This is a genomic window from Streptomyces actuosus (genome assembly GCF_016921115.1).
Lineage (GTDB): Bacteria > Actinomycetota > Actinomycetes > Streptomycetales > Streptomycetaceae > Streptomyces > Streptomyces actuosus_A.
In genome coordinates, this window is record NZ_JAFFZS010000007.1 from 259,228 (window position 1) to 284,374 (window position 25,147).

The 25,147-nt window shown below is 70.0% G+C and carries 18 protein-coding genes and 1 pseudogene; 7 read left to right on the top strand and 12 right to left on the bottom strand.

The features are described from left to right. Positions 1-27: 27 nt before the first annotated feature. A complete protein-coding gene (locus tag JS756_RS12460) occupies positions 28-1,890 on the bottom strand; it encodes a DUF2207 family protein (RefSeq protein WP_205383109.1) in 1,863 nt (620 codons plus the stop codon). Positions 1,891-2,233: 343 nt separating this feature from the next. On the opposite strand from JS756_RS12460, the gene JS756_RS12465 reads away from it, so the two are divergent. Further along, on the top strand, positions 2,234-4,174 hold the full coding sequence (locus JS756_RS12465) for a S53 family peptidase (RefSeq protein ID WP_205383110.1): 1,941 nt from the start codon (positions 2,234-2,236) through the stop codon (positions 4,172-4,174). Between the two features lie 138 nt (positions 4,175-4,312). Continuing rightward, positions 4,313-6,067 carry an NAD+ synthase gene (locus JS756_RS12470; protein WP_205383111.1) on the top strand — a complete coding sequence of 585 codons (1,755 nt, stop codon included), beginning with the start codon at positions 4,313-4,315 and terminating at the stop codon, positions 6,065-6,067. Between the two features lie 22 nt (positions 6,068-6,089). On the opposite strand, the gene JS756_RS12475 is transcribed toward JS756_RS12470, so the two are convergent. Next, positions 6,090-6,656, bottom strand: a complete 567-nt coding sequence (locus tag JS756_RS12475) for a DUF305 domain-containing protein (protein ID WP_307790534.1) — start codon at positions 6,654-6,656, stop codon at positions 6,090-6,092. Positions 6,657-6,697: 41 nt separating this feature from the next. Here JS756_RS12475 and JS756_RS12480 point away from each other — a divergent pair, with 41 nt between their 5' ends. After that, positions 6,698-7,132 carry an RrF2 family transcriptional regulator gene (locus JS756_RS12480; RefSeq protein ID WP_205383112.1) on the top strand — a complete coding sequence of 145 codons (435 nt, stop codon included), beginning with the start codon at positions 6,698-6,700 and terminating at the stop codon, positions 7,130-7,132. A gap of 58 nt (positions 7,133-7,190) precedes the next feature. On the opposite strand, the gene JS756_RS12485 is transcribed toward JS756_RS12480, so the two are convergent. Continuing rightward, positions 7,191-8,384 (bottom strand): globin domain-containing protein, encoded by a 1,194-nt coding sequence (locus JS756_RS12485; protein WP_205383113.1) that lies wholly within the window; start codon positions 8,382-8,384, stop codon positions 7,191-7,193. A gap of 302 nt (positions 8,385-8,686) precedes the next feature. Between JS756_RS12485 and glnA2 the strand changes: the two genes are divergently transcribed. After that, positions 8,687-10,048, top strand: a complete 1,362-nt coding sequence (glnA2, locus tag JS756_RS12490; protein WP_205383114.1) for a gamma-glutamylpolyamine synthetase GlnA2 — start codon at positions 8,687-8,689, stop codon at positions 10,046-10,048. Positions 10,049-10,310: 262 nt separating this feature from the next. Here glnA2 and JS756_RS12495 read toward each other — a convergent pair whose 3' ends face one another. The 4 genes from JS756_RS12495 to JS756_RS12510 form a co-directional block, all read right to left on the bottom strand. Beyond that, a complete protein-coding gene (locus tag JS756_RS12495; protein WP_205383115.1) occupies positions 10,311-11,456 on the bottom strand; it encodes a hypothetical protein in 1,146 nt (381 codons plus the stop codon). Between the two features lie 276 nt (positions 11,457-11,732). After that, entirely contained in the window at positions 11,733-12,503 is a 771-nt protein-coding gene (locus JS756_RS12500) for a transposase (RefSeq protein ID WP_205383116.1), read from the bottom strand. 43 nt (positions 12,504-12,546) lie between these two features. Then, positions 12,547-14,208, bottom strand: coding sequence for a DUF6119 family protein (locus JS756_RS12505; protein WP_240203681.1), 1,662 nt, complete (start codon positions 14,206-14,208; stop codon positions 12,547-12,549). 145 nt (positions 14,209-14,353) lie between these two features. Continuing rightward, the gene (locus JS756_RS12510; RefSeq protein ID WP_205383118.1) at positions 14,354-14,986 is read right to left on the bottom strand and encodes a hypothetical protein; all 633 of its coding nucleotides are present in this window, start codon (positions 14,984-14,986) and stop codon (positions 14,354-14,356) included. A gap of 136 nt (positions 14,987-15,122) precedes the next feature. Between JS756_RS12510 and JS756_RS36720 the strand changes: the two genes are divergently transcribed. Then, positions 15,123-16,325: a hypothetical protein gene (locus JS756_RS36720; RefSeq protein ID WP_240203622.1), complete on the top strand. Its 1,203-nt coding sequence runs from the start codon at positions 15,123-15,125 to the stop codon at positions 16,323-16,325. A gap of 149 nt (positions 16,326-16,474) precedes the next feature. After that, positions 16,475-16,561, top strand: a pseudogene (locus JS756_RS38550) (glutamine synthetase); the annotation flags it as partial. A 345-nt stretch (positions 16,562-16,906) separates the two neighbouring features. Here the strand turns inward: JS756_RS38550 and JS756_RS12520 are convergent. The 5 genes from JS756_RS12520 to JS756_RS12540 form a co-directional block, all read right to left on the bottom strand. After that, positions 16,907-17,926 carry a TolB family protein gene (locus JS756_RS12520; RefSeq protein WP_205383119.1) on the bottom strand — a complete coding sequence of 340 codons (1,020 nt, stop codon included), beginning with the start codon at positions 17,924-17,926 and terminating at the stop codon, positions 16,907-16,909. Further along, the gene (locus tag JS756_RS12525) at positions 17,923-19,305 is read right to left on the bottom strand and encodes an MFS transporter (protein ID WP_205383120.1); all 1,383 of its coding nucleotides are present in this window, start codon (positions 19,303-19,305) and stop codon (positions 17,923-17,925) included. The genes JS756_RS12520 and JS756_RS12525 overlap by 4 nt, the downstream gene beginning before the upstream one ends. Before the next feature lies 1 nt (position 19,306). Further along, complete coding sequence (locus tag JS756_RS12530; RefSeq protein WP_307790536.1) at positions 19,307-20,197, bottom strand: alkaline phosphatase family protein; 891 nt, start codon at positions 20,195-20,197, stop codon at positions 19,307-19,309. Positions 20,198-20,614: 417 nt separating this feature from the next. Continuing rightward, positions 20,615-21,088 carry a carboxymuconolactone decarboxylase family protein gene (locus tag JS756_RS12535; RefSeq protein WP_205383121.1) on the bottom strand — a complete coding sequence of 158 codons (474 nt, stop codon included), beginning with the start codon at positions 21,086-21,088 and terminating at the stop codon, positions 20,615-20,617. Positions 21,089-21,189: 101 nt separating this feature from the next. Beyond that, complete coding sequence (locus JS756_RS12540; RefSeq protein WP_205383122.1) at positions 21,190-22,581, bottom strand: aminopeptidase P family protein; 1,392 nt, start codon at positions 22,579-22,581, stop codon at positions 21,190-21,192. 156 nt (positions 22,582-22,737) lie between these two features. Between JS756_RS12540 and JS756_RS12545 the strand changes: the two genes are divergently transcribed. Then, positions 22,738-25,089: a collagenase gene (locus JS756_RS12545; protein ID WP_307790538.1), complete on the top strand. Its 2,352-nt coding sequence runs from the start codon at positions 22,738-22,740 to the stop codon at positions 25,087-25,089. Positions 25,090-25,147 lie beyond the last annotated feature (58 nt).

The following is a 25,147-nucleotide window of genomic DNA, read 5'->3' on the forward strand; positions in this document are numbered from 1 at the left end:
CGGAGCCGTTCCCGGAGCGGGGCGTCGTCACCAGGAGCCGCCTCCGCCTCCGCCCCCGCCGTCGCCGACCGAGAAACTGCTGTCGGAGCCCGAGGAACCGGATGAGACGGAGCCCGAACCGGACGCGGAGCCGGAGGAGCGGGCCGGGGCGGGGGCCCGGGTGGTCGAGGCGACCGACTCCAGGATCACGACGTACATCAGCGCGTCGTGGAACACCGAGCTTCTGGCCGCGGGCCGGTGCCGGGCCGCGGCGGCAGGCGGCGCGCTCGTCGACTCGGAGACCGCGTCGGACCAGCGGTCGGCCACGCCCAGGGACACCGCCCAGGCGGTGTACCGGTCCAGCAGGCCCGCGTCGGCCGCCTCCTCGACCTGCTGGGCACCCGCTCCGGCGAGGTAGCGGCGGAAGCCCTCGACGTGGAGCCACTGCGCGGTGCCCCGCGGCGTGAGGATGCTCAGTTCGTCGGCCCCGGCGACCAGGGCGGTGCCCGCGCCGACCGCGGTGGCGGCGAGCGGCAGCAGCACGGACCAGAACCCGTGGCCGCCGCCCGCCGCCACCGCGGCCACGATCACGGCGACCAGTCCGGCCGCGGCGCCGAGGACGCCGGTCAGCCGGACACGGCGCTGCCGCGTGTGCCGGTCGGGTTCCCACAGGTCGCTGTTGTCGCGCCAGCGCGTGAGCCGGGCGGCGATCATCGCCCAGGCCTGGGTGAAGCGCCAGTCGTAGGACTTGCCGAGCGTGAGGGAGTCGCGGCCGGCGAACGCCCGGTCCAGGACCTCCCGGACAGCGCGGTCGCCGCGCGGGGTCTGCCCCCGCCCGGGGCGGGTGAGCGTGGGGAACGACTCGTTGTCGTCGATGACCAGGTAGCCGTCGATCGAGGTGCCCAGCAGCCAGGCGACCCGGTGCTGCGGCAGGACTTCGTCGGTGAGCAGCACCCCGCCCTGTGCCGGGGTCAGCCGCTCGGGCGGGGACGGGACCTCGACGGCCAGGGAGGCCATCCGTGCGCGGTCGATGCGGCGCACCTCGCCGCCGGTGCCCGCGTCGGCGGCCGGCAGGGCGTCGGCCGCGATCCGCTCGCGGCCCGCCAGGCGCAGCAGACGCGCGGTGACCGCTCCGGCGGCCAGGGCGATCGCGGCGGCCCACAGCCCGACCCACGGTCCGGAGGGCAGGTGCCTGGTGGGCGGAGGTCCTGACGGTTCGTTCGCCGTCGGGGGCGCGGTGTCCAGGGCGGCGGTGGAGACGGCGCGGAGGGAGGCGCCGCGGTGGGCCTCCAGGCTGCCGAGATCGAGGGTGAGCCGGCCGGGTTCGGGCCGGCCGACCGGGCAGGGTTCCTGGGAGCCCTGGCGCCCGGTGACGCAGCGGATGCCACCGAAGTCGAAGGGGCCGGTCACCTGGATCTCGATGTCGTCGAGCGGGACCTGCCACCCGGTGCCGACCGCGTTCCAGTCGAGCCTGCCGCCGGGCGCGACACCGGCCAACTCGTACTGGATGCGGTAGCGGTGACGGCCGGTGAGCGTGCGGTGGGCGTCTCCGACGCGGATCCGGGTCGCGTCGCCGCCGGCGGCGACCGCGTACGGCACCGCCTCGCCGTCCAGGGTGGCGCTCACCTCGGCGTCGTCCGCGAGGCCGGGGACGTCCCGGAAGATTCCGTGCCGGCGCCCGGTCCCGAAGTCGTAGTCGATCACCTCGGTGATCCGGGCGCTGCCGCCCGCCGACAGCTCGGCCGTCGACCAGAGGCGGGCCACGTGCTCGGACTGGGACAGGAAGGCGCTCAGCCAGGTGGCGAAGGCCGCCGCGCAGCCGAGCACCAGAGCGGTGACGACCACGGCCACCGTGCTCCGTCTGCGTCTTCGGCGTACCGCCCTCGTCGTCTCGTCCTTGCCGCTGCTCACGGCACCCCCCGCTCGTCCGGCCGACCCGTGCCGGCGATCCGATCATGTGCACATCGTGCGGCGGGCAGCGTAGCGCGGGCGCCCGCGTGACGGACCGGGCCGCACCCCTCGGCCTGCCCTGATGTGTCCCTGCCCGGTCCGTGCCGACCGCCTCGCGGCGGCCCTCCCCCCACCGGCGCGTCCGCTGCCGAGTGCCAAGTCGGCATTCCGCAAACACTCTTGACGTCCTTTTGGTCAAGGGAGAACTCTTTTTGATCTCCCCATTCCCCTGACATGAACCGTTCATCGAGAGAGTGGCCCCCGTCGAGTGATCACTCGCGACGAACCGCACACAGGGGGTTCTATGAGATCCAACCGCGCCAGGATGCGCGCCGGAGTGAGCCTGGCAGCCACCCTGCCCATGCTCGCGGGCGCGCTGGCGGTCGGGATACCCGCGGCGCACGCCGCGGAGGGAGTACACCGGAACACGCTGGCCGGGACCAAGCCGGCGTGGGCCACTGCCAGGGCGGACAAGGGCGCCACCTCGAACAGCGCCCAGGTCTCCGCCCGGGTCTACCTCGCCGGCCGGGACGCCGCCGGGCTCGCGGCGTACGCCCGGGCCGTCGCCGACCCGTCCTCGCCCGAGTACGGCAAGTACCTCACCGCCGACCGGGCCCGCGCCCGCTTCGGCGCGACCAAGGCCCAGATCGACGCCGTCACGTCGTGGCTGACGTCGGCCGGCCTGAAGGTGACCGGCGTGACGCAGCGCTACGTCTCCGTCAGTGGCGACGTGGCCGCCGCCGAGCGGGCCTTCGGCACCCAGATGCACAACTACGCCAAGAGCGGCCGGACCTACCGTGCGCCGGCCGCCTCGGCGAGCGTCCCGGCCCACCTCGCCGGCGCCGTGCTGACCGTCACCGGCCTGGACAACGCCCCGCACAAGGCGAACCACAAGGACCAGCTGCCGCCGCCGGACTCGGTGTTCCGCAACTCCGGGCCGTTCTCCTCCTCCTACGGCTCCCGCACGGCCCGCACGCTGCCCGACGCCTACGGCGGGAAGATCCCGTACGCGGTGAAGGGCTACACCGGCCGGCAGCTGCGGTCCGCGTACGGCGCGGGCCACTACACCGGCAAGGGGGTGCGCATCGCCATCACCGACGCGTACGCCTCGCCGACCATCGCCTTCGACGCGGCTTCCTACGCCCGGAAGCACGGCGACGCCCGCTGGACCACCGGCCAGCTGCACCAGTCCCTGCCCGGTGCCTACACCCACACCGAGGAGTGCGGGGCGGCCGGCTGGTACGGCGAGGAGACCCTGGACGTCGAGGCCGTGCACGCGGTCGCGCCCGCGGCCCAGGTGACCTACGTCGGCGCCGCCTCCTGCTACGACGACGACCTGCTCGACTCGCTCGGCAAGATCGTCGACAACCACCTGGCCGACATCGTCTCCAACTCCTGGGGCGACATCGAGGCCAACCAGACGCCGGACCTCGCCGCGGCCTACGACCAGGTCTTCCAGTTCGGCGCGGTCGAGGGCATCGGCTTCTACTTCTCCTCCGGCGACAACGGCGACGAGGTCGCCAACACCGGCACCAAGCAGGTCGACACCCCGGCCAACTCCGCCTGGGTGACCGCGGTCGGCGGCACCTCGCTGGCCGTGGGCAAGCACGACAAGTACCTGTGGGAGACCGGCTGGGGCACCGAGCGGGCCGCTCTCGCCGCCGACGGCAAGAGCTGGACGGACTTCCCCGGCGCCTTCACCTCCGGTGCCGGCGGCGGCACCAGCCGGACCGTCGCGCAGCCCTACTACCAGAAGGGCGTCGTCCCGGACGCGCTCGCCAAGGCCAACAACGCCGCGGGCAACCGCGTCGTCCCGGACATCGCGGCGATCGCCGACCCGAACACCGGGTTCCTGGTCGGGCAGACGCAGACCTTCCCCGACGGCAGCCAGCGGTACAGCGAGTACCGCATCGGCGGCACGTCGCTGGCCGCGCCGGTCATCGCCGCCGTCCAGGCCCTCGCCCAGCAGGCCCGCGGGGGCAAGGCCCTCGGGTTCGCCAACCCGGCGATCTACGCCCGGTACGGCTCGAAGGCGTACCACGACGTCACCGACCAGCCGACCGGCACCGACCTCGCCGTGGCCCGCGTGGACTACGCCAACGGCTACAACGCCGCCGACGGCCTGATCACCTCGGTGCGCAGCCTCGGCAAGGACAGCTCCCTGAAGGCGGTCAAGGGCTACGACGACGTCACCGGCGTCGGCTCGCCCGCCCGCGGCTACGTGCAGTCCTACCGCAGGCACTGAGCCCTTCCGGGCCCGGTACGGGGGTGGGCGCCGGCCCGCCCCCGTACCGCGTGCGCCCGGAGGGCGCACCGGCGGGCGTGGGGTGGCCCACACCCCGCGCCACCCCATCGCGTCGCTCTGACGATTACACTGGGCCGCGTGCCTCAACTACGTCTCGCCCTGAACCAGATCGACTCGCGCGTCGGCGACCTCGCCGGGAACACCGAGACGATCGTCCGCTGGACCCGGCACTCCGCCGAGCAGGGGGCGCATCTCGCGGCCTTCCCCGAGATGGCGCTGACCGGCTACCCCGTGGAGGACCTGGCCCTGCGCCCGTCCTTCGTCGAGGCCTCGCGCGCCGCCCTGCGCGCCCTCGCCGCCCGCCTCGCCGACGAGGGGCTGGGCGACCTGCCGGTGGTGGTCGGCTACCTCGACCGCAGCGAGGCCGCCCAGCCGAAGTACGGCCAGCCGGCCGGCGCCCCGCAGAACGCCGCCGCGGTACTGCACCGCGGCGAGCTCGCGCTGACCTTCGCCAAGCACCACCTGCCGAACTACGGCGTCTTCGACGAGTTCCGCTACTTCGTCCCCGGCGACACCATGCCCGTCGTGCGGGTGCGCGGCGTCGACGTGGCCCTGGCGATCTGCGAGGACCTCTGGCAGGAGGGCGGCCGGGTCCCGGCGGCCCGCTCCGCCCGGGCCGGCCTGCTGCTGTCGATCAACGCCTCCCCCTACGAGCGCAACAAGGACGACACCCGGCTGGACCTGGTCCGCAAGCGCGCCCAGGAGGCCGGCTGCACCACCGCCTACCTGGCCATGATCGGCGGCCAGGACGAGCTGGTGTTCGACGGCGACTCGATCGTCGTCGACGCGGGCGGCGACGTCGTCGCCCGCGCGCCGCAGTTCTCCGAGGGCTGCGTGCTGCTCGACCTGGACCTGCCCGCCGCCGACCCGAACGCCCCCGAGGGCGTCGTCGACGACGGGCTGCGCATCGAGCGCGTGGTGCTCTCCGCGGACCCGCTGCCCGCGTACGCGCCGCAGCACACCGGCGGCTACGCCGAGCGGCTGGACGACGCGGAGGAGGTCTACTCCGCGCTGGTCGTGGGCCTGCGCGCGTACGTGCGGAAGAACGGTTTCAGCTCCGTCCTGATCGGCCTGTCCGGCGGCATCGACTCCGCCCTGGTCGCGGCGATCGCCTGCGACGCGATCGGCCCCGAGAACGTCCACGGCGTGTCCATGCCGTCGAAGTACTCCTCGGAGCACTCCCGCGACGACGCGGCCGAACTGGCCCGCCGGACCGGACTGAACTTCCGCACCGTGCCGATCGCCCCCATGGTCGACGCCTACATGGCGGCCACCGAGCTGACCGGGCTCGCCGAGGAGAACCTCCAGTCCCGGCTGCGCGGCACCCTGTTGATGGCCATCTCCAACCAGGAGGGCCACATCGTCCTCGCCCCCGGCAACAAGTCCGAGCTGGCGGTCGGCTACTCCACCCTGTACGGCGACTCGGTGGGCGCCTACGGCCCCATCAAGGACGTCTACAAGACCTGGATCTGGCGGCTGGCCGAGTGGCGCAACGAGGCGGCCCGCGACCGCGGCACGCCCCCGCCGATCCCGGAGAACTCCATCACCAAACCGCCGAGCGCCGAACTGCGCCCCGGCCAGGTGGACACCGACTCCCTGCCCGACTACCCGGTGCTGGACGCGATCCTGGAGCTGTACGTCGACCGGGACCAGGGGGCCGACGCGATCGTGGCCGCCGGCTTCGACCCGGAGCTGGTGACCCGGACCCTGCGCATGGTGGACACGGCCGAGTACAAGCGCCGCCAGTACCCGCCGGGCACCAAGATCTCGGCGAAGGGCTTCGGCAAGGACCGCCGCCTGCCGATCACCAACGGCTGGCGCGAGACGGCGTGAGACAGGCGGGGCCGCGCCGGGGCTACGGTTTCGGCGCGGCCCCGCGCTTCCTGAGCAGGTCGGCCATGAGCCCGGTCTCCGACTTCTGCGCGTCGACCGTGCGCTGGGCCGGCCGCTGCGCCGCGCCGACCGTGCACCGGGCGACACAGCCCTCGGCCATGTGCACGCCGCCCCGGTGGTGGTCGGTCATCAGCCGGAGGGACAGCACCTCGGCCTGCCGGCCGCTGAGCGGCCCGAGCCGCTTCGGATCGCGGTCGGTCGCCATCCCCGGCACCAGCGCCCCGTCCCCGCGCGCGGGCATCGCGCGCATGCCCGTCCAGGCCGTCGGCGGCTGCGGCGACACCTCGGGCAGGCCCCACAGGTCCAGCCGGCCCGGCAGCGTCGGTGAGGACGCGGGGCCGCGCTCGCGGTCCTGCCCGGCATGCCGGGCCTCCTCGATGCGCGCCCTAGCGTGCCGCGCTGTTGCTGTCGGTGGCGGATCCCACGGGGGGATGTCCTTCGTGAGGCCAGGGCCACGGACGAGTGCGCCGATGCCGATGGGGCGGCGGACTCCGGTGCGGGGCGGGTCCCGCAGCGGGCGGCGGTGCACGATAAGTGGTATCCGTGATGCGGATTATCTAGGCTGCCGGTATGCGGCTTCTGCGCTCCACCGACCTCGCCCTGCGGTTCCTGATGCGGCTCACCGTCGTGGAGACGTCCACCCCGACGACCCGCGACGTCGCCGCGGACATGGACGTCCCGTACACGCATGCCGCCAAGGTCGTCGCCGAACTCCAGCGGCTGGGACTGGTCGACGCCCGCCGCGGCCGGGGCGGGGGGTTGTCGCTGACCGAGAAGGGCCGCACGGCCTCCGTGGGCGCCGTCGTGCGCACCTTCGAGGGCGAGGGCGACGTCGTGGACTGCGAGGGCACCACGCCCTGCCCCCTCAGTCCGGGCTGCCGGCTGCGCGGGGAGCTGCGCCGGGCCCAGGAGGCGTTCTACGCGGCGTTGGACCCGGTGACCGTGGCGGATGTCGTCGCCGAGCCGACCGGGCCGCTCCTCCTGGGCCTGCCCAAGGCCCCCTGACCGGCCGCCCGGCGTCCGGCCGTCCGGTCGAAGGGGCCGCAGGGTCCGGGGGCCCGAGTCAGGGCCGGGCCAGCCAGAGGTCCGGGCCGAAGACCTCGTAGTGGACGTCTGCCGGGGCGACGCCCTTCTCGATCAGCCGGGTACGCACCGCGCGCATGAAGGGCAGTGGACCGCACAGGTACGCGCGCGTGCCCGCCGGGACGGCGACGCCGTCGAGGTCGACGAGCCCGGTACGGGCGCCGGCCGGGGCGTCGTGCTCGTACCACAGGTGCAGCGACGCGTCCGCGAGCTTGCCGGTGCGGGCCTCGTGTTCGGCGCGCAGGGCGTGGTGGGCGGGGGAGCGGTCGCCGTGCACGACGGTGACCGGGCCGCGGTGCCCGTCCTCCGACAGCTGCGCCAGCATGGCGATCATCGGGGTCACGCCGATGCCGGCCGAGGCCAGCAGCACGGGCGCGTCCGGGGCGTCTTCGAGGACGAGGTCGCCGTACGGGGCGGACAGCTCCAGGACGTCGCCCGCCTGCACGCGCGTGTGCAGGTGGTGGGAGACCTCGCCGTCCGGGGTGCCGTCGCCCGCCACCCGCTTGACGCTGATCTGCCGGACGGTGTCGGCGGGCGCGCCGGAGAGGCTGTACTGCCGTATCTGCCGGGCGCCGTCCGGCAGCTGCACGCGCACCGACACGTACTGACCGGCCCGGAAGGGCGGCACCGGGCCGCCGTCGAGGGGCTGGAGCCGGAAGGTGGTGACGTCGGCGGTCTCCGGGACGCGCTCGACGACCTCCCACCGGCGCCGGCCGCTCTCGGGGTTCTCGCCGTTCTCCTGGTAGAGCCGCTTCTCGATGGCCACCAGGGCGTTGGCCATCAGCCAGTACACCTCGTCCCAGGCCGCGGCGACCTCGGGGGTGACGGCCTCGCCGAGGACGCCGGCGATGGCGGCGAAGAGGTGCTCGTGGACGATCGCGTACTGCTCGGGCGTCACGCCCAGGGAGGCGTGCTTGTGGGCGATCCGGCCCAGCATCGCGTCCGGCCGCTGCCCGGGGTGGTCCAGCAGGTGGGCGGCGAAGGCGGCGATGGAGCCGGCCAGGGCCCGGCGCTGGGTGCCGGCGGCCTGGTTGCCGCGGTTGAACAGGTCCCGCAGCAGTTCGGGGTGGGCGGTGAACAGGCCGGCGTAGAAGCGCTCGGTGATCTCGTCGAGGTGCGCGCCGACGGCGGGCAGGGTCGCACGGACCACGGCGGCGGACGGGTCGGACAGCATCAGGGCCTCCTTCGGGCTCGGCTGGCGTCCGCACCGTATTAAAACTTGCATCTGAGATGCAAATTAAGGGGGGTGGAGGGAAGCCGCACCGGACCGGCCGTTACGGATGCGGGTCCGAACAGGCAAGATGGGCGCAGAGCGGTACACCGGCCGGGCGCGGGACGTCCACGCCCGGGTCAGGCGGCCGATCATGGTCCGCAACGCGCATGAAATGGTGTTGTGGTGGGATGCTCAGGTGCCCGACCGCCCGCCCGCGGGACGTGGGACAGGCGGCCTGACCAGCAAGGATGGGGAAGCGGAAGATGGACAAGCAGCAGGAGTTCGTGCTCCGGACCTTGGAGGAGCGCGACATCCGGTTCGTACGCCTGTGGTTCACGGACGTGCTGGGCTTCCTCAAGTCCGTTGCCGTGGCTCCGGCCGAACTGGAACAGGCCTTCGACGAGGGCATCGGCTTCGACGGCTCCGCCATCGAGGGCTTCGCCCGCGTCTACGAGTCCGACATGATCGCCAAGCCGGACCCGTCGACCTTCCAGGTCCTGCCCTGGCGCGCGGAGGCCCCCGGCACCGCGCGCATGTTCTGCGACATCCTCATGCCGGACGGCTCCCCCTCCTTCGCCGATCCGCGCTACGTGCTCAAGCGGGCCCTGGCCCGCGCCTCCGACCTCGGGTTCACCTTCTACACCCACCCCGAGATCGAGTTCTTCCTGCTCAAGGACCGGCCGCTGGACGGCTCCCGGCCGACTCCCGCCGACAACTCGGGCTACTTCGACCACACCCCGCACAACGTCGGCATGGACTTCCGCCGCCAGGCCATCACCATGCTGGAGTCGATGGGCATCTCGGTGGAGTTCTCCCACCACGAGGGCGCCCCCGGCCAGCAGGAGATCGACCTGCGCTACGCCGACGCGCTGTCCACCGCCGACAACGTCATGACCTTCCGCCTGGTGATGAAGCAGGTGGCGCTGGAGCAGGGCGTCCAGGCGACGTTCATGCCCAAGCCGTTCAGCGAGCATCCGGGCTCCGGCATGCACACCCACCTCTCCCTCTTCGAGGGCGACCGCAACGCGTTCTACGAGTCCGGCTCCGAGTACCAGCTCTCCAAGGTCGGCCGCTCCTTCATCGCGGGCCTGCTGCGGCACGCGGCCGAGATCTCCGCGGTCACCAATCAGTGGGTCAACTCCTACAAGCGCATCTGGGGCGGCACCGAGCGCACCGCCGGCGCCGGCGGCGAGGCCCCCTCCTACATCTGCTGGGGCCACAACAACCGCTCGGCCCTCGTCCGCGTCCCGATGTACAAGCCCGGCAAGACCGGCTCCGCGCGCGTGGAGGTCCGCTCCATCGACTCCGGCGCCAACCCCTACCTCACCTACGCCGTCCTGCTGGCGGCCGGCCTGAAGGGCATCGAGGAGGGCTACGAACTCCCGCCGGGCGCCGAGGACGACGTGTGGGCACTGTCCGACGCCGAGCGCCGCGCGATGGGCATCGAGCCCCTCCCGCAGAACCTCGGCGAGGCCCTGACCCTGATGGAACGCAGCGACCTGGTCGCCGAGACCCTCGGCGAGCACGTCTTCGACTTCTTCCTGCGCAACAAGAAGTCCGAGTGGGAGGAGTACCGCTCCGAGGTCACCGCGTTCGAGCTCCGGAAGAACCTGCCGGTGCTGTAGGGGCAGGTGGGAGCGGGTTCCTCCCCCTGCCACTCTGGGGGGTCGACAGTGAAGTTAGTCGACCCTCACAGCGTCTCGCTGAGTCTGGGCCGTCTCTGGGCCGTCTGGCGTCCGGTCCGGATCCCTGGCGCCATGAGCGGCCGAGCGGCACGTAAGCTGTGTGTGAGTAGCAGGCGGAAGCGCGTGCCATATTCGCTAGCACTCGCCTTTGGTTCCGAGGCGCATCCCCCATGAAGCAGACGGTCTCCACTCGTGGCGCGGCTTATTTGGCCGCTTTCATTGCATCCTCTCGAAGCTCCTCTTCAAGCTTGATGCCAAACCTCTTCCAGGGTGAGCGGAAAGTTTTTCCTCTTCTTCCGACCTTTTGTTCGACCATGGATATCGAACACTGGAGAATTCCGCTGTCATATGCGGATTTGAGCTGCACATTATTGTCAAGCGCTTCGGAGACCAAGACCAATTTCACTGTGCTCTGGGGTGCTAGTGAAAGATAGTGCGGAGCACTAGTGGGTATCTCTGTTGATTTTCCTTGGCCGTCTGTGAAGCTGTCGACCCTCAGGAGGATCGGGGCTATCTTCTTATCGGCGCCCCTCGTGACGAGACTTGCGTACGGGTTCACGACTGCTAGGCGGTTGCCCTTGTTTGTGGCCACAGCGTCAATCTCGAAGGGGCCCAGTTCCACGCTTCGCTCAAGTGTCGAGACTATGGCTGCAACCCGAAGCGATTCCCTTTCTAGGACTTGCTGGGCATATTCTAGGCACGCCGTAATGGCATTTTGGTCGAATTGCTGGAGGGCTCCCAAAAATCGCGAGGCAGATTTCAACCTGAAATGGGCGTCATCGCCCCCTATGACCCATGTTCCAGTTTTCTGGGGGAGGTCGATTAGCACCTTTATGGTGCCATCTTCCTGCGGGGTTGTTAGTACTTCGAACAGAGACCCCTCCTCATTGAGCTCGTGAACGTTTGGCGTCCTGCTGTCCGAGGTGCCCCCTGGGTCAAATTGCTTACGATATAGGCCGTCATGGATTACCGTAGTAATTATCCAGCTACCGGCAATTTTCTGCACGGCCTCAAGTCGCTCGTCTTCGTCTGCCGCTTGTGGGACTTCCTTTAGCAACTCCGATACAGTCTGCTTTCCCGAGGGGCAACTATTGGCAAATTCTTGGCAAGCTTGTATTTCGCGCTCAACTCGGTTTGATCTGCTGTGGGTATCCAGATCAGGCCCCCAGGTGAAATCGCGCGTTAGGTCCACCACGTCCTGAGGGACGCGCACAGTCGTATTTGAGTCCTTGGCCTTCGCTATCGAGATCATCGATAGCTGTGGCCGTTCGCGGGCAAGCCACCATGTGGCGAACGCCCCCGCCACTCCACCAAATATCAGTGTCAACAGAAGACTGGTGACCGCCATGGTAAACACTCGCAAAAGGCGTTGTATGTGCGATGCTGAAGCTCAATAGGCCGCGATAAATCCCCGCAAGGCCTCTCTCAGAACTTCCCCGATTCCCCTACATTCTTATTTTACTGGTCAGGACCCTATGTCGCACCTTGGCCGGGGTTTGAACGATTAGACGGCTCTGACTCATCGGTGGGTGGTGCCAACGGCCGCGGACCGTCGGCACCAGGGGCGCTAAGGGCTGTCCCGTAAATGATCTCTGACGTGGCTGGTGGCCTGCTGGATTCTGTGTTACCCGGCGAGGACGAGGTTGTGCAGGCGGGCGATGCCGAGGATGGCGTGGTGGACGCCGTCGCCTTTCAGTCGGCAGTCGCGGAGGATCTTCCAGCCCTTCATCCGGGCGAAGACGTGCTCCACGCGGGCGCGGACTTTGCGGTGGGAGGCGTTGTGTTCCTCCTTCCAGTCCGGGAGTTCGGTCTGACCCTTCTCGCGGCGGTGCGGGATGACCAGGCCGGTGCCCCGGTAGCCGCCGTCCGCGATCACCGTGGTCTTGCCGACGGTGTCTTTCGCGCCGGAGAGCTCCCATGCCTTGCAGTCGTTGCGGTTGCCCGGCAACGGCCGGCCGACCGCGACGACGAGCCGGGTGTCGGCGTCGATGACGACCTGGTGGTTGGTGGAGTACCGGTAGTTCTTGGACTGCTCGGCGACGGTGTGGTCGCGGGTGGGGACCAGGGTGCCGTCCACGATCAGCACGGTGTCCTTGCGGAACCGCTTGCGCTGCTGGAGCGCGAGCGCGGGTCCGAGGTGGTCGATGATGCGGTCGGCGGCCGACTTGGACACCCCGAACAGCGGGGCCAGCTGGCGCAGGGTCAGGTTTGTCCGCCAGTACGCGGCGACCAGGAGCACGCGGTCCTCCAGTGGCAGGCTCCAGGGCCGGCCCTTGCGAACCGGGTCCGCACCCTCACGCCGGAGCGCGGTGATCAGCTTGCCGAACTGGCGCGGGCTCAGCCCGGTGAACGGGGCTATCCAGGAGGGCTCAGACGCCGTGATCACACCAGACACGTCAAGATCATCTCATGTATCACCAGCAGTTACGGGACAGCCCTTAGGTAATTTGTATTCGGGCCAGCGTGGGTTTAACCCGGAGACGTTCGAGTCTCTTTGCGAAGTCTCGCAAGTTGACCTTACTGAAGGTGGGCAAGTCGATGATGGCACGGTCCTTCTTCTTGAAGGCAATCGCGTATGCAACGATCTCGGGCGCCCTGCTGGCAACCTCTTTCATGCGGGAATCGCTGATTTCAACAAAGTCGATGAACTTTTGCCGGTAGTCTTTGTCTGCGCCGAGGAGTACGGCAGATACGTACCCCTGCGAGAAGAGATGACTCAGCGTCTGACTCTTCTCGTACTTCTTGACGTGTATCAAATATCCATCGACATGCAGGAGATCGCAAACCTCAACCATGTCGCCTAGTGAGGTCACGCGTTCCGTATCGAAGAGCAGGAGGTCATTTCGGCGCTCGTCTGCGACATTCTCGTTGTAGATTGTTTCAGTCTTCTCCGACTTGCGCCAGTCGCGCAGATTGAGCACATCCGTGACGTCCTCGATTTCTGCAAGGTCTGCGTCAAGCTTGCGTGCGTATTCTTCGGCAAGGGCAAACCACTTGCCGAGAGTCAGCAAATACCGCCGCTCCTCGCTAGAAGCCTCAAATACCAGCCAATTCTTCAAGGGCATGAGCGGACTTGCGGCGTGACCTTCAGAATCAACCGCTATTACCTTGATTGAGTTGAGGGATGATCGGCCAAATGAGCCGCCCGATGCAAAAAGGGCATCCCGCAGCGCATCAATGCTGAATTCGTCGAAATTTTGATAGTGTTCTCCTCTTTGCACGACTACCTCATGCACGTTCTCTATGGATAGCGCGTCCGGGGGAGCGAAGCTAAGGACTTGCGTTGTCAAGCCGTCCACTTCATCCGAGACGACTTGTGTGGCGGAGTTGACACGCTCACTGAACAGTTCCTGTGCAAGCAGTCGTTCGAGGTCTGCAACTACCGGATCGTTTCCGCGTAGCGGCTCAAGCGCGTCAATGAATAGAAGGTCTTTCTTGGCTTCTGCGCTATCCACTCTCGAAAGGATCAAGGTCAGTACTTCCTCGACCCTGGACAGATTGGTCTCCGCCTTAAAGGCAATAGAGTCAGTGGCCACCACCGCACCGAGGTCGGGCAGGTCGAGCATATCTGTGTCTACCTCGCCTACCATGCGACGGACGAACTCGCCTTCCAGCTCCAAGTCAAAGTCGCGAATGGCGGTACGCGTGGGTATTTGGACAGCCTGCGTACGGGCGGAGGCGTCGATCCTGCGGCTGCGTATTTCGTTTACTGCATCAGGATTCAAGCAGCGCGCGGCGAAGCGTAGCCCAAAGTTGGGTTCGATAGCTGACCATTCAAGGCTGGAACTCCCATAGCCGAAGCAGACGGCGAATAGTCTCTGCTTCACGGGAAGGAAAATAACCAGCCTATTCGACAGGTTCAGCACTTCATCGAGTCCAGGGAATGTCGCGATGAGAGACTCGGCCCAAGGGGGCGTGCTTTCCGACTTAGATCGAAGGAATGCTCGGCAGCCGGAAGGTGCAGAGTTGCTGGACGCTAGCTCGTGCATCGCCTTTTTGCCGCCAGGTCGACACTCTGAGCGTAACGCTCTGAGCGGATCGTCGATACCCTCGCGAACTAGATAGCAATTGAACCTCAGCTTTGCGCGACCCTCTGTCATGATGATCACCCACTCCTCAGGATATGAGTTGTAGCAGGCTAGGGCCACCCCGTAAAGAGGTTGAAAGTTAATCGAATGTGTGGCCGAATATTTTGCGTACCCAGCAACCCGCCCGACTCACCCGGGCAGGTTGCTGCGGCTCCTCTCATTCGCGCTGCGAGTCCCATCGCTCCGAGGCTACGCCCTGACGGCTCAGGAAGCTCGCCATGGCTGGCGAGAGCGGCGGAGCGATCTTGAAAGATGTGCCGTAGATGCGCTCCAGGTCAGACCAGATTGTCTCCATGAGCCCGGTACCTCTCTCGAATGGATGGATCCAGATCCAGTCCAGCCAGCGTTCGCCCGCCTCGACGCTGAGGCCGGCAGCACCAACAGCGACCGGGAATGTCGCCCGGAGCTTTCGTGAGCTGAAGAGCACGCCTTCCACGGACTGCTCAAGGTCTGACTCTCGTTGCTCAGCCACGAAGGGCGGGAAGTCGAAGCGAAGCTCTGCTTTGAAGTAGCGTCCGAAGGTTTCGACGGCTGTCCGTAGCTCCATATCGTCGCGAGCAGGGATCGCCACTCCGAGCCGAGGTGGATCGACGTGTAGGAGGGGATGCATCTCGATGTGCCACCGCTGGTGAGCGGGCCAGGCCTCCAGTTCCGCACGGCGTTCATCGAGGACGGCCGCGCGGTCTGAAGTGGGTAGATCTTCTATGCGCATGCCGAAGTGTTTTCCCAGAGCCGTGCGCCCCAGTGGCGAGAATCGCGCCATGTTGGGGAGGGCGAAGCTGCCACGCATCAGTGCTGCGCTCCCCGCCGACCGTGCCTTGTCCACCGGAGGCCCCATTGTCAGTGCCGTACCGCACCATAGACGGCAGACGTTCACCACCGGCTGGGAGACCGTAGGTTCCCTGGAACAGAGGAGCAGATCTGACGTGCACAACAACCTGATCTACCTCACCGACGGTCGGGGTAGGGTCGACGCTACCCAGCTCAGCGACATCGAGTGGGCACGACTCGTCACCGACAACCGTGACTCCACACGTCGCCAGCTTGTGAAGTGCGCCTGGTGCTGGGACGAAGACAGGGTCACGCACTGGATGAAGACCTACTCCCGCAATAACGGTGCCCGTGTCATCTCTCATCAGCCCGGTGAATGCGCCGACCACCCGTATCAGGCGTTGGAGAGCGACGAGCACAAGGCGTACTGCGATCGTGTCGAGCGTGTAGGTGTGGCCGAAGGGTTCCAGGCCCGGCGTGAAGCCCGTGCCGGCGACGGTCGCACGCGGTCCGATGTTCTTCTCGTCGGCAGTCGGCACGTCTCCTACGAGATGCAGCACTCACCGTTCAAGCAGGGATATGGGGCGAAGGAGCGAACGCGCCGGTCCCTCGCCGCTAAGCGGGATGCAGTTGCCTGGCACACCGACAGTGCCATGATCGCTGGCGGCGCCAGCGTCGCCATGCTCCGCTCTAACCAGGCTCGTCTCCCCCAGATCGAGAATCCGCGATATGAGCTGCGCATCCTCGGTGGGTATCGGAAGGTTCTTGTCTGGGAGTGCACCAGCCGCGAGGGGCATCGCTGCCCCCGGGGGCGCTATGTCGGCTGTGGTGCTACCCATGTCGACTCGCAGCCCGGGGCCATCACACTGGACGACTTCATACGCCAGGCCCCCGCAGGCCTGGTGTTGCCCGTCCGACCTCTGGAACGTAATGGCTTCTGGGCCTCAATCCGGGACTACGAGATCTGGATAGATCACTACGGTGTGGCCAGCCGACCCGGCGGCCGCAGAGCGCCCCAGCGCCAGTCCGAGCGGCAGGCGGACGGGCATTCGCGCCGTACAGCGGCCGAAGACCATGCGCCCGTCTTTCCCCAGCAGCGCACCGACACCCCCCAGGTCGTGACTGACGTCCCTGACGAATTGATCAATCTGGAACGATCGGCCATGGGTGAGCATGCGAAGCTCGCCAGCCTCGATGGTGGGGCGTACGACGCGCAGTGGAAGGTGTGGCGCACAGCGGCGGAGAACTTCCACTCAGCTGTCACCGAGCACGCAGCGCGAGACGACGTGGCCATGTCGCGGTATGAGGTGGAGCAGGCGGCGAAAAGGGCCGCACGGCGCTCGGCGCAGGAGAGCTGAGGCGCTACTCCTCCGAGCATGGGTGGGGCCGTCCCTGGGCCGTCGAAGGGCGGCCCACAGCGACCAACAACGACCAATGACGGCCGTTCGACTGCAGGTCAGCGCCGCGTCAACGTCGATCGCCCGAGGCCACTCCGGGGCAACGTCACTTCCTGCGCAACAAGAAGTCCGAGTGGGAGGAGTACCGCTCCGAGGTCACCGCGTTCGAACTCCGGAAGAACCTGCCGGTGCTGTAGGGGCTGGTCGAGGCGGGTTCCCCGCTGAGAGCGCGAGGGGGCGGACGGTCGCGGACCGTCTCCGGGCCGTCGGAACGAACCGCGTCCGCCCGCCCGGCCGTGCCCGGTCCGCCCTGGCGGCACGCCCCGAGGGCCCGCCCCGTCTGCGGCCCGAAGTGCGTGGAACTCCTGCCTCCGGCTCTTGACCCGGAGCGTCTCGGCGGCCACCGTGGAGGGAAGGCGACAGTCCGGTACACGCTCTGCCGCACCCCGGGAGCAGGAGGGGAGGCGAGTGGATGACGACCAGACCCAACGCACGGCGGATGGCGGAGGCCCTCGGCCCCGTACCGCCGTGCGCGGGTTCGCCTACGGAAGGAAGGCGGGCGACACCGCCGCGGTGCTGAGGCGCCGCGGCGCTCCCGTGCCGTCGGAGGGGACCGCGTACAGGTCGGCGCCGTAGTCACCGGGCAGGGCGTAGACGAGGGTGCGGGTGTCCTTCCACACCGCCTGGTCGTCCACGCTGCGCCGCTCGGCCAGTGGGGTCTCCCGCCCGGTGCGCAGGTCCAGGACGTACAGCCGCCAGGGGGCGTCCGCGGGGAGTCCCGGCACCCGCTTCTTGAAGGCGATCCGCGTCCCGTCGGGGGACAGGGAGGGGCACTCCACGTTCGCGCGCAGGATCGTGACCGTACGGGTCCGCAGATCGCCGTGGACCAGGTGGGTGCGGCCGCCGGTGGCCAGTGTGGCGTAGAACGTGCGGTCGTCCGGCGCGAACGTCACACCCCAGAAGTTCCTGTCCGGCGCGTGACGGGTGCGGCCGTCCTCGACGACGCGGAAGGACTCCAGGGACCCGATCAGCTCGCCCGTGACGATGTTCACGATCGCCGCGCGCGTGGAGAAGCCGGTGCCCGCGTAGGAGTCGCCGCCCACGAACGCCGTCCAGGCCGCCCAGTGCCCGCTCGGGGAGACCCGGGCGCGCGAGGGGATGCCCGGGACGTCGTACCGCCGGGTCACGTGCAGGTGCGCGTCCAGGACGACCGCGCGGTAGGTGTCGGAGACCGGGCCGTGCACTGCCTGGAGGCAGACGCCGGTGCCGGCCGCGGCGTGGAAGCGCAGGCACGTGACGCCCGACGGGGTCCGCGGGCCGGAGGGGTCCGCGGCCGGGACCGCGGTCAGCTCGTCGCGGTGCGGACCCCATGCCGTCGAGCGGAAGACCATGGTGCCGTGTGCGGTGAGCGTGACCCGGCCGGAGGCGATCTCGGGGCCGCCCGGCCGGGCCCGGTCGCGGCGGTCCGCGCGGGCGGAGGCGTGCAGCACCGCCGCCAGCGCGACGGCGGCCAGGACGGCGACGGACCCCGCGAGGACCAGGACGCGCAGTCGGAGGGTCATGCGGCGGTCTCCCGGGCCGGGCGCAGGGACACAAAGCACCAGGCGGCGCACACGGCCAGCGCCGCTGTCGACGCCAGCAGCGCCGTGCGGTCGCCCCACAGCGTCCAGGCCGCGCCGAACAGCATCGAGCAGGCGAACCGGGCCAGCGCCTGACCGGTCTGCACGACGGCCAGACCCGAGGAGCGCAGGCTCTCGGGCACGGTCTCCGAGGCCGCCGCCATCAGTACGCCGTCGGTCGCCGCGTAGAAACCGCCGTGCAGCAGCAGGACGGCGTACGGCAGCGCCGGGCCGTGCCAGGAGGCGAGCAGCAGGGTGTAGGCCGCGAGCAGCGCGCCGTGCCCGGCCAGGAACACCCGCCGTCGGCCGACCCGGTCCGCCAGTCTGCCCAGCGGCACCGCGAGCAGCAGGAAGGCCGCGGCCGTGCCCAGCGGCAGCAGGGCGAACCAGCGGTCGGGGACCCCGAGGCGGCGCTGCAGCAGCAGGTAGACGAAGGAGTCGCTGACCGTGGCCAGGCCCAGGAGCAGGGCGCAGACCGTGATCCCGCGCAGTTCCCGCCCGCGCAGCAGGCCGGCCGCCGCCCGCAGGGTCGGCCGTGCGGCCGGGATCGGGGCCGAGGACGGGGCCGGAGCCGGGGACGGGGACGGGGACGGGGCTGGAGGCTGGGTCGAGGTCGAGGTCGAGGTCGAGGTCGAGGTCGGGGGCTGGGCCGGGGCGGCCGTGGGGCGGGCCGGACCGCCCGGCACGAACAGCACCAGCACCAGGACGCCCACGGCCGCCACGCAGAAACTCGCCGTGAACACCGCGTCGTAGCCGTCCACGGTCACCCGCAGGATCCAGAACGCGGCCAGCGGGCCCAGCAGGGCGCCCGCCGTGTCCATCGCCCGGTGCACACCGAAGGCCCGGCCGCGTGACTCCGGCGAGGACGACAGGGAGATCAGCGCGTCGCGGGGCGCCGTCCGCAGACCCTTGCCGGTGCGGTCGGCGGCCAGGACCAGGCCGATGGGGGTGAGGGCGTGTGCCACCAGCAGCAGCGGCCTGCACAGGGCCGAGAGGCCGTAGCCGAACCCCGCCACCCACTTGTGCCTGCCGCCGCCCCGGTCGGCGAGGTGGCCGCCGGCCAGGCGCACCGCGGCGGAGAAGCCGTTGTAGATGCCGTCCAGGAGCCCGAACCCCAGCGGCGACAGGCCGAGCCCCGCCACCAGGTACAGCGGGAGCACCGCCGTCACCATCTCCGACGACACGTCGGTGATCAGGCTGACCGTGCCGAGCGCCAGGACCGTGGGCGCGACCGCGGCGCGACGCCGCCCGGCGGGGTGCCGGACGGCGCCGTCCGCGGACGCCGGCGCCGGGGTCCCGGCGCGGCTGTCCGCCACGTACATCTCAGGACGCCCAGATGCCGGTGATGTCCTGCGCGGAGGCGGCGTTGCCGGCGTGGGTCGTCAGCCCCGCCATGTCCTCCAGGGTGCGCAGCAGGTCGTAGTGGTCGTACGTCGTGGAAGTGGACGAGCCGGCCGTCACCGGCTGGCCGTAGAGCACGGTCGCGATGCGGTTGCCGCTGAGCCGGTTGTCCTCGTCGAAGGTGACCACGAGCAGGCTGTTGTGCGTCCGGGCCCAGGTGGCGTAGGCGCCGAGGTTGTTCTTCAGCCAGGTGTCGCCGGTCCTGACCGAGCAGTCGTGCATGTCGTTGCACAGGTCGGGGACGACGAAGGAGACGTCGGGGAGGGTCGAGTAGTCGGTGGGGAACTGGGCGAGGGTGTGCGCGGACGAGGTCGGCACGTTGCTGAAGCCGAACCACGGGTTGTGCTTGCGCGCGTACCTGCCGCTGCTGCACGTGGTCGAGCCCTGGTTCGGCAGCCCCTCGTTGTAGCTCGCCCAGGTCTTCTGGGAGGAGAGCAGTTCGGAGGCCAGGTTGGGGGCCGAGGAGAAGCCCGGCGTGAAGCAGCTGTCGTCGGTGATGCCCTGGGTGGAGCCGGAGAACAGGGCGAAGTAGTTCGGCTGACTCGGGTGCGTCTCGGCGTAGGACCGGGTCAGGTCGGCGCCGCCCGACTTGAGCGAGTTGATGTACGGGGCGCGGGAGGAGCCGATGATCTGGCCGTAGGCGTGGTTCTCGAAGACCACGACGACCACGTGGTCCGGGGTCGGTACGCCGTTCGCCGCCTGGGCGGGGGAGGAGCCCCCGAGACCGGTCCACAGGCCGACGGCGGCGACCGCGAGGGCGAGCGCGGACGCCGCGGCGGTACGGCCGCGGCGGAACACGGAACTGCGGGACACATCTACCTCCGATGAGGATGGACGGGGGTGACGGTGCAGACAGATCATGCTCACGCCAACAATCCACCACCCCACGCCGTCCGGCCCGATGGGTGAACAGGCTGTGAACGGCTCGGGCAGGCACCGCCGGGTGGCCGGGTGGCCGGGTGGCCGGCCGGTCGGCAAACCCGGCGCGGCGGTGCGAGCGAACCGCCGGGTCACGGCACCGCCCGGCACCGTGACCCCCGCCGGCCCGTCCCGTAGGGGACGGCGTCGTCGTCTCCCTCCACCGAAGCGGAGATCCGGGCCGGGCGCCACCCGGCCCACGCTCCCGTGTCCGGCGCCGGGCACACCCCCGTTCCTGCCGCGCCCGGCGCCGGGCGCTCCTCCTTCACGGCCGCCGCGTCCCGCGGCCCGTGCCGGCCCGCTGCCGCCGCGTCAGGCGAACATGCCCGGCTGGTACCAGCCGGCCGGCTGGCGGACGGTGACGTTCAGGCGGTTGAAGGCGTTGATCGTGGCGATCAGTCCGACGAGGGCGACGAGCTGGTCCTCGTCGTGGTACTTCGCGGCGTTCTCCCAGACGTCGTCCGGGACGCCGCCCGCGGCGTCGGCGATACGGGTGGCCTCCTCGGTCAGTTCCAGGGCGGCGCGCTCGGCCTCGGTGAACACCGTCGCCTCCCGCCAGGCCGCGACCAGGGCCAGGCGCACGGCGTCCTCGCCGGCCGCCACGGCGTCTTTGCTGTGCATGTCGGTGCAGAAGCCGCAGCCGTTGATCTGGCTGGCGCGCAGCAGCACCAGGTTCTGGGTCGCCTGGGGCAGTGCCGAGTCCGCGATCACCTTGCCGGCCGAGGTGAAGTGCTTCAGCAGCCGGCCGGCGAAGGCGTTGTCCATGAGGTTCAGGCGGGCGTCCATGGTGGTGTTCCTCCGTCGTCGTGCGGGCGTGTACACCTAGGTGACGGCGCGGTCCGGCGCGGTGTGACGGCCTGTCGCTGTGACCCGGGTCACCCTGCCGCTCAACGGCCTTCCAGCAGGGCGCCCATCCACTCCTCCACGGCGTCCGGTGTCCGCGGCAGCGCGGCGGACAGCAGGCGGGCGCCGCCGGCGGTGACCACCAGGTCGTCCTCGATGCGGACGCCGATGCCGCGCAGTTCGGCCGGCAGGGTGAGGTCGTCGGGCTGGAGGTACAGGCCGGGCTCGACGGTCAGGACCTGCCCTTCCTCCAGGACGCCGTCCAGGTACGCCGCGGCCCGCGCCCGGGCGCAGTCGTGGACGTCGAGGCCGAGCATGTGGCCGCTGCTGCAGAGCGTGTAGCGGCGGTGCAGGTCGCCTTCGGCGTCCTTCAGGACGCCCCACTCGGTCAGCCCCTCGGCGATCACCCGCATCGCGGCGGCGTGGAAGTCGCGGAACCGGGCGCCCGGCCTGAGCGCGGCGATGCCCGCCTCCTGCGCGGCGAGGACCAGTTCGTACACCTGCCGCTGGAGGGGGGTGAAGCGACCGGAGAGCGGAAGGGTGCGTGTGATGTCGGCGGTGTAGAGGGTGTCGGTCTCCACGCCCGCGTCGAGCAGCAGCAGTGCGTTCGGGTCCAGGGCGCCGTCGTTGCGGGTCCAGTGCAGGACGCAGGCGTGGGCGCCGGACGCGGCGATCGTCTCGTAGCCGGTGCCGTTGCCCTCGGCCCGGGCGCGCATCCCGAAGACCCCCTCGACCCAGCGCTCGCCGCGCGGGTGGGCGAGCGCGCGCGGCAGGGCCCGCACGACGTCCTCGAAGCCGGCCGTGGTGTGGTCGACGGCCAACTGCAGCTGGGCCGTCTCCCAGTCGTCCTTGATCAGGCGCAACTCCGACAGGGCGGCGGCCAGTTCGGGGTCGGTGGACGGCTCGCGGCCGGGCGGCAGGTGCTCGCCCAGCTCGGCGAGGTCGGCGCAGCGGATCCCGGTGAGGCGCTCGGCCTCGGCCAGGTCGGGGCGCCGGCCGACCCAGAACTCGCCGTGCCGCCGGTCCCGGTAGAAGGCGTCGGCGGGCCGCTCGGCCTGCCCGACGCGTGGTGAGCGGGGGCGTATGTACAGCACCGCCTCGTGGTCGTGCGCCCCGTGCGGCTCCAGCACCAGCACGTGGCCGGGCTGGTCCTCGCCGGTGAGGCCGGTCAGCCAGGCGTAGGCGCTGTGGGGCCGGAAGCGGTGGTCGCAGTCGTTGGAGCGCACGTTCAACTCGCCTGCGGGGACGACCAGTCGCTCGCCGGGGAACCGCGCCGACAGCCGGGCGCGGCGGATCGGGGTGACGGCGCGGGCGGGGACCCGGGCGTCGGCGGGCAGCGGCGACGGATCCCAGTCGCGGCTCATGGAGCGGGCCAACTCGGTGGAGACGGACAGGTCGTGACTGCCGACGCGCAGGCGCGTGGTGCTGTCGGGCATGACGGCTCCTGGAGGCAAGAACTGCTGAGGGGTTGTCAGTGCAATTTCACATTACTATGTTACAGCTCACATGGCAGTGGCATGCACGCCTCAAACTGCCCCGGATCGGTGTGCGTGCCCCATATCGAGCCACTCCCCACACACGAGGAGTCACAGGTGTTCCATCGACCACGCCTGTCCGTCCCGTCCCGGCGCAGATCCCTGCGCACCGCCCTGGCCGCCGCCGCGGTCGCCACCGCGCTGCTCGGTACCGCCGGTGCGCCCGCCACCGGCGCGCCCGCCGCCGCGCCGCGCGACCGCACCGGAGCCGCGCAGGCCGCGCCGGTGGGCGTCGCGGGCCGCTCACCGCAGGACGAGGTGGCCCGCCTCGACACGGCGCCGACCGCCGTCAGCCCCGTCGCCCAGGCCCCCGGCGGGCGACCTCCCGGCGGCCGGGTCCCCGGCCGGACCGCGCCACACCCCACCGCCCTCGCTGCCTCCGCCGCCTGCACCCTCGACGGCGTCACCGGCCTGGACCCCGAGCGCTTCGCCGACTTCCTGGCCGACCCGGGCGTCACCGCCGACGGCTGCCTGAGCGGCATCCTGTGGACCTGGGACGCCCGCCTCGCGCCCGTCATGGACGACGCCCACGTCCAGGCCGTCGCCCACCGGATCACGGCGCTGGCCGACCGGCACGACGGGCGCAACTCCAGCCACCTGCTGGAGATGTTCACCTACCTGCACGCGGTCGTGTACCACGACTTCTCCCGCGACGAGATCGACATCACCGACGCCCCGACCCTGGAGGCCGTGCGGCGGGCCGTGTACTACTTCGGCACCGCGGCCCACACCTTCGACGTCACCCGCAGTAACGCCGAGACTCTCCGCGAGGCCCTCTACACCGGCAGCGCGCCCGGCCTGCGCCAGTCCCAGCTCGGCCTGATCCGCAAGGTGCTGGCCACCCTGGACCGCTACCACACCGACACCTACGCCGACCCGTCCTGGGGAGGCGCCGCGCTCGCCGCGCTCAGCGTCAACTACCTCGGCCTGTACGCGGGCAACCACGACACCGCCTTCCGGACCCTCGTCGCCCGCGACGGCACCTACCGGGACGCCTTCCGCCGCTTCGCCGGCCACACCCACCTCAAGGGCACGCCCAACGCATGGGCCGTCCGGGACGCCCTGTCGGAGTACGCCCGCTTCGGCGAGGTCGAATCCCTGCGCAGGGGCATCGTCTCCGACCTCGGCACCCTCCTGACCGCCGTGACCCGTGACTGGGGCCGGGGCAGCGCCCCCTGGGGCAAGATCGTGTCCTGGCTCATCCACTACGACGCCTGCGCGCCGTACGCCGTGTGCAAGGACGACATCGAACGGCAGCTGTTCCCGCACGCCTACACCTACGACAACGGAGCCCTGAAGGTCCGCACCGCCCTCGACCGGGCCGTCGTCGACCAGCTCTACTACGCGAGCAAGCAGGTCGAGGCGCAGTTCCACCGTGTCCTCGGCACCCGGGAGCCGCTCGCGGGCGACACCAACCGCGTGCTGACGGTCGTGCTGTACGCCTCCCGCGCCGACTACGAGAACTACCACCCCCTGCTCACCGGCATGGGCACCAACAACGGCGGCATCTACATCGAGCGCGGCGCGACCTTCTACACCTACCAGCGGCGCGTCCCCCAGGACTCCCGGCTGACGCTGGAGGAACTGTTCCGCCACGAGTACGTGCACTACCTCAACGGCCGCTGGGCGGTGCCCGGCTACTTCGGTGAAGGCCCCTGGTACCGGAACGACCGCACCACCGCCATGGACGAGGGCACCGCCGAGTTCTTCGACGGCTCCACCCGCGACGACGGGGTCGCCGTCCGCAGGTCCCTGGTGCAGGGCGTCATCCGGGACACCGCCGGCGGCGGCCCGCGCATGAGCGTCGACCGGCTGCTGCACGCCACCTACGACGGCGACGGCTTCCGCTTCTACGACTACGCGGGCACGTTCTTCGAGTACCTGTGGAGCGAGCACCCCTCCCTGCTGCGCGAGATGTACCGGTACCTGCGGGCCGACGACCCCACCGCGTTCGACGCCTGGCGCGACCGCATGGGCGGCGACGCCGCGATCCAGCAGGGCTACGACGCCTTCCTGGACCGGCAGATCGCCCACGTCGACGACCTGTACGTGCCCGACACCGCCCATGTCCCCGACGGCCGGCTGCGGGAGACCACCGCGGACGCCGTGCGCACCACCTTCGCGAGGGCGACCTACACCGACCCGGCCTGCACGGCGAACGGGGACGCGGCCATGCCCCGTTTCGTCTGCACCGGCCGGATCACGGCACGGCTCGGCGACGCGGGGAACGCCGACCGGGTCTTCCGGGACATGTCGGAGACCGTCGACGGCTTCCTGCTCGACCGGGCCGCTCCCGCCTCGCCCAACCTGGCCGACATGAACTGCGACTTCGGGGAGGTCGACATCTGGACCGACGGCAGGGGCGGGACCTCGGACTACCGCTGCGAGGGGCCGCTGCGCCGGTCGTAGCGGGCGGCGGACGAGCCCCGGGAGGTCTTGTGGGACTCAGTACCATGTGAAATATTAC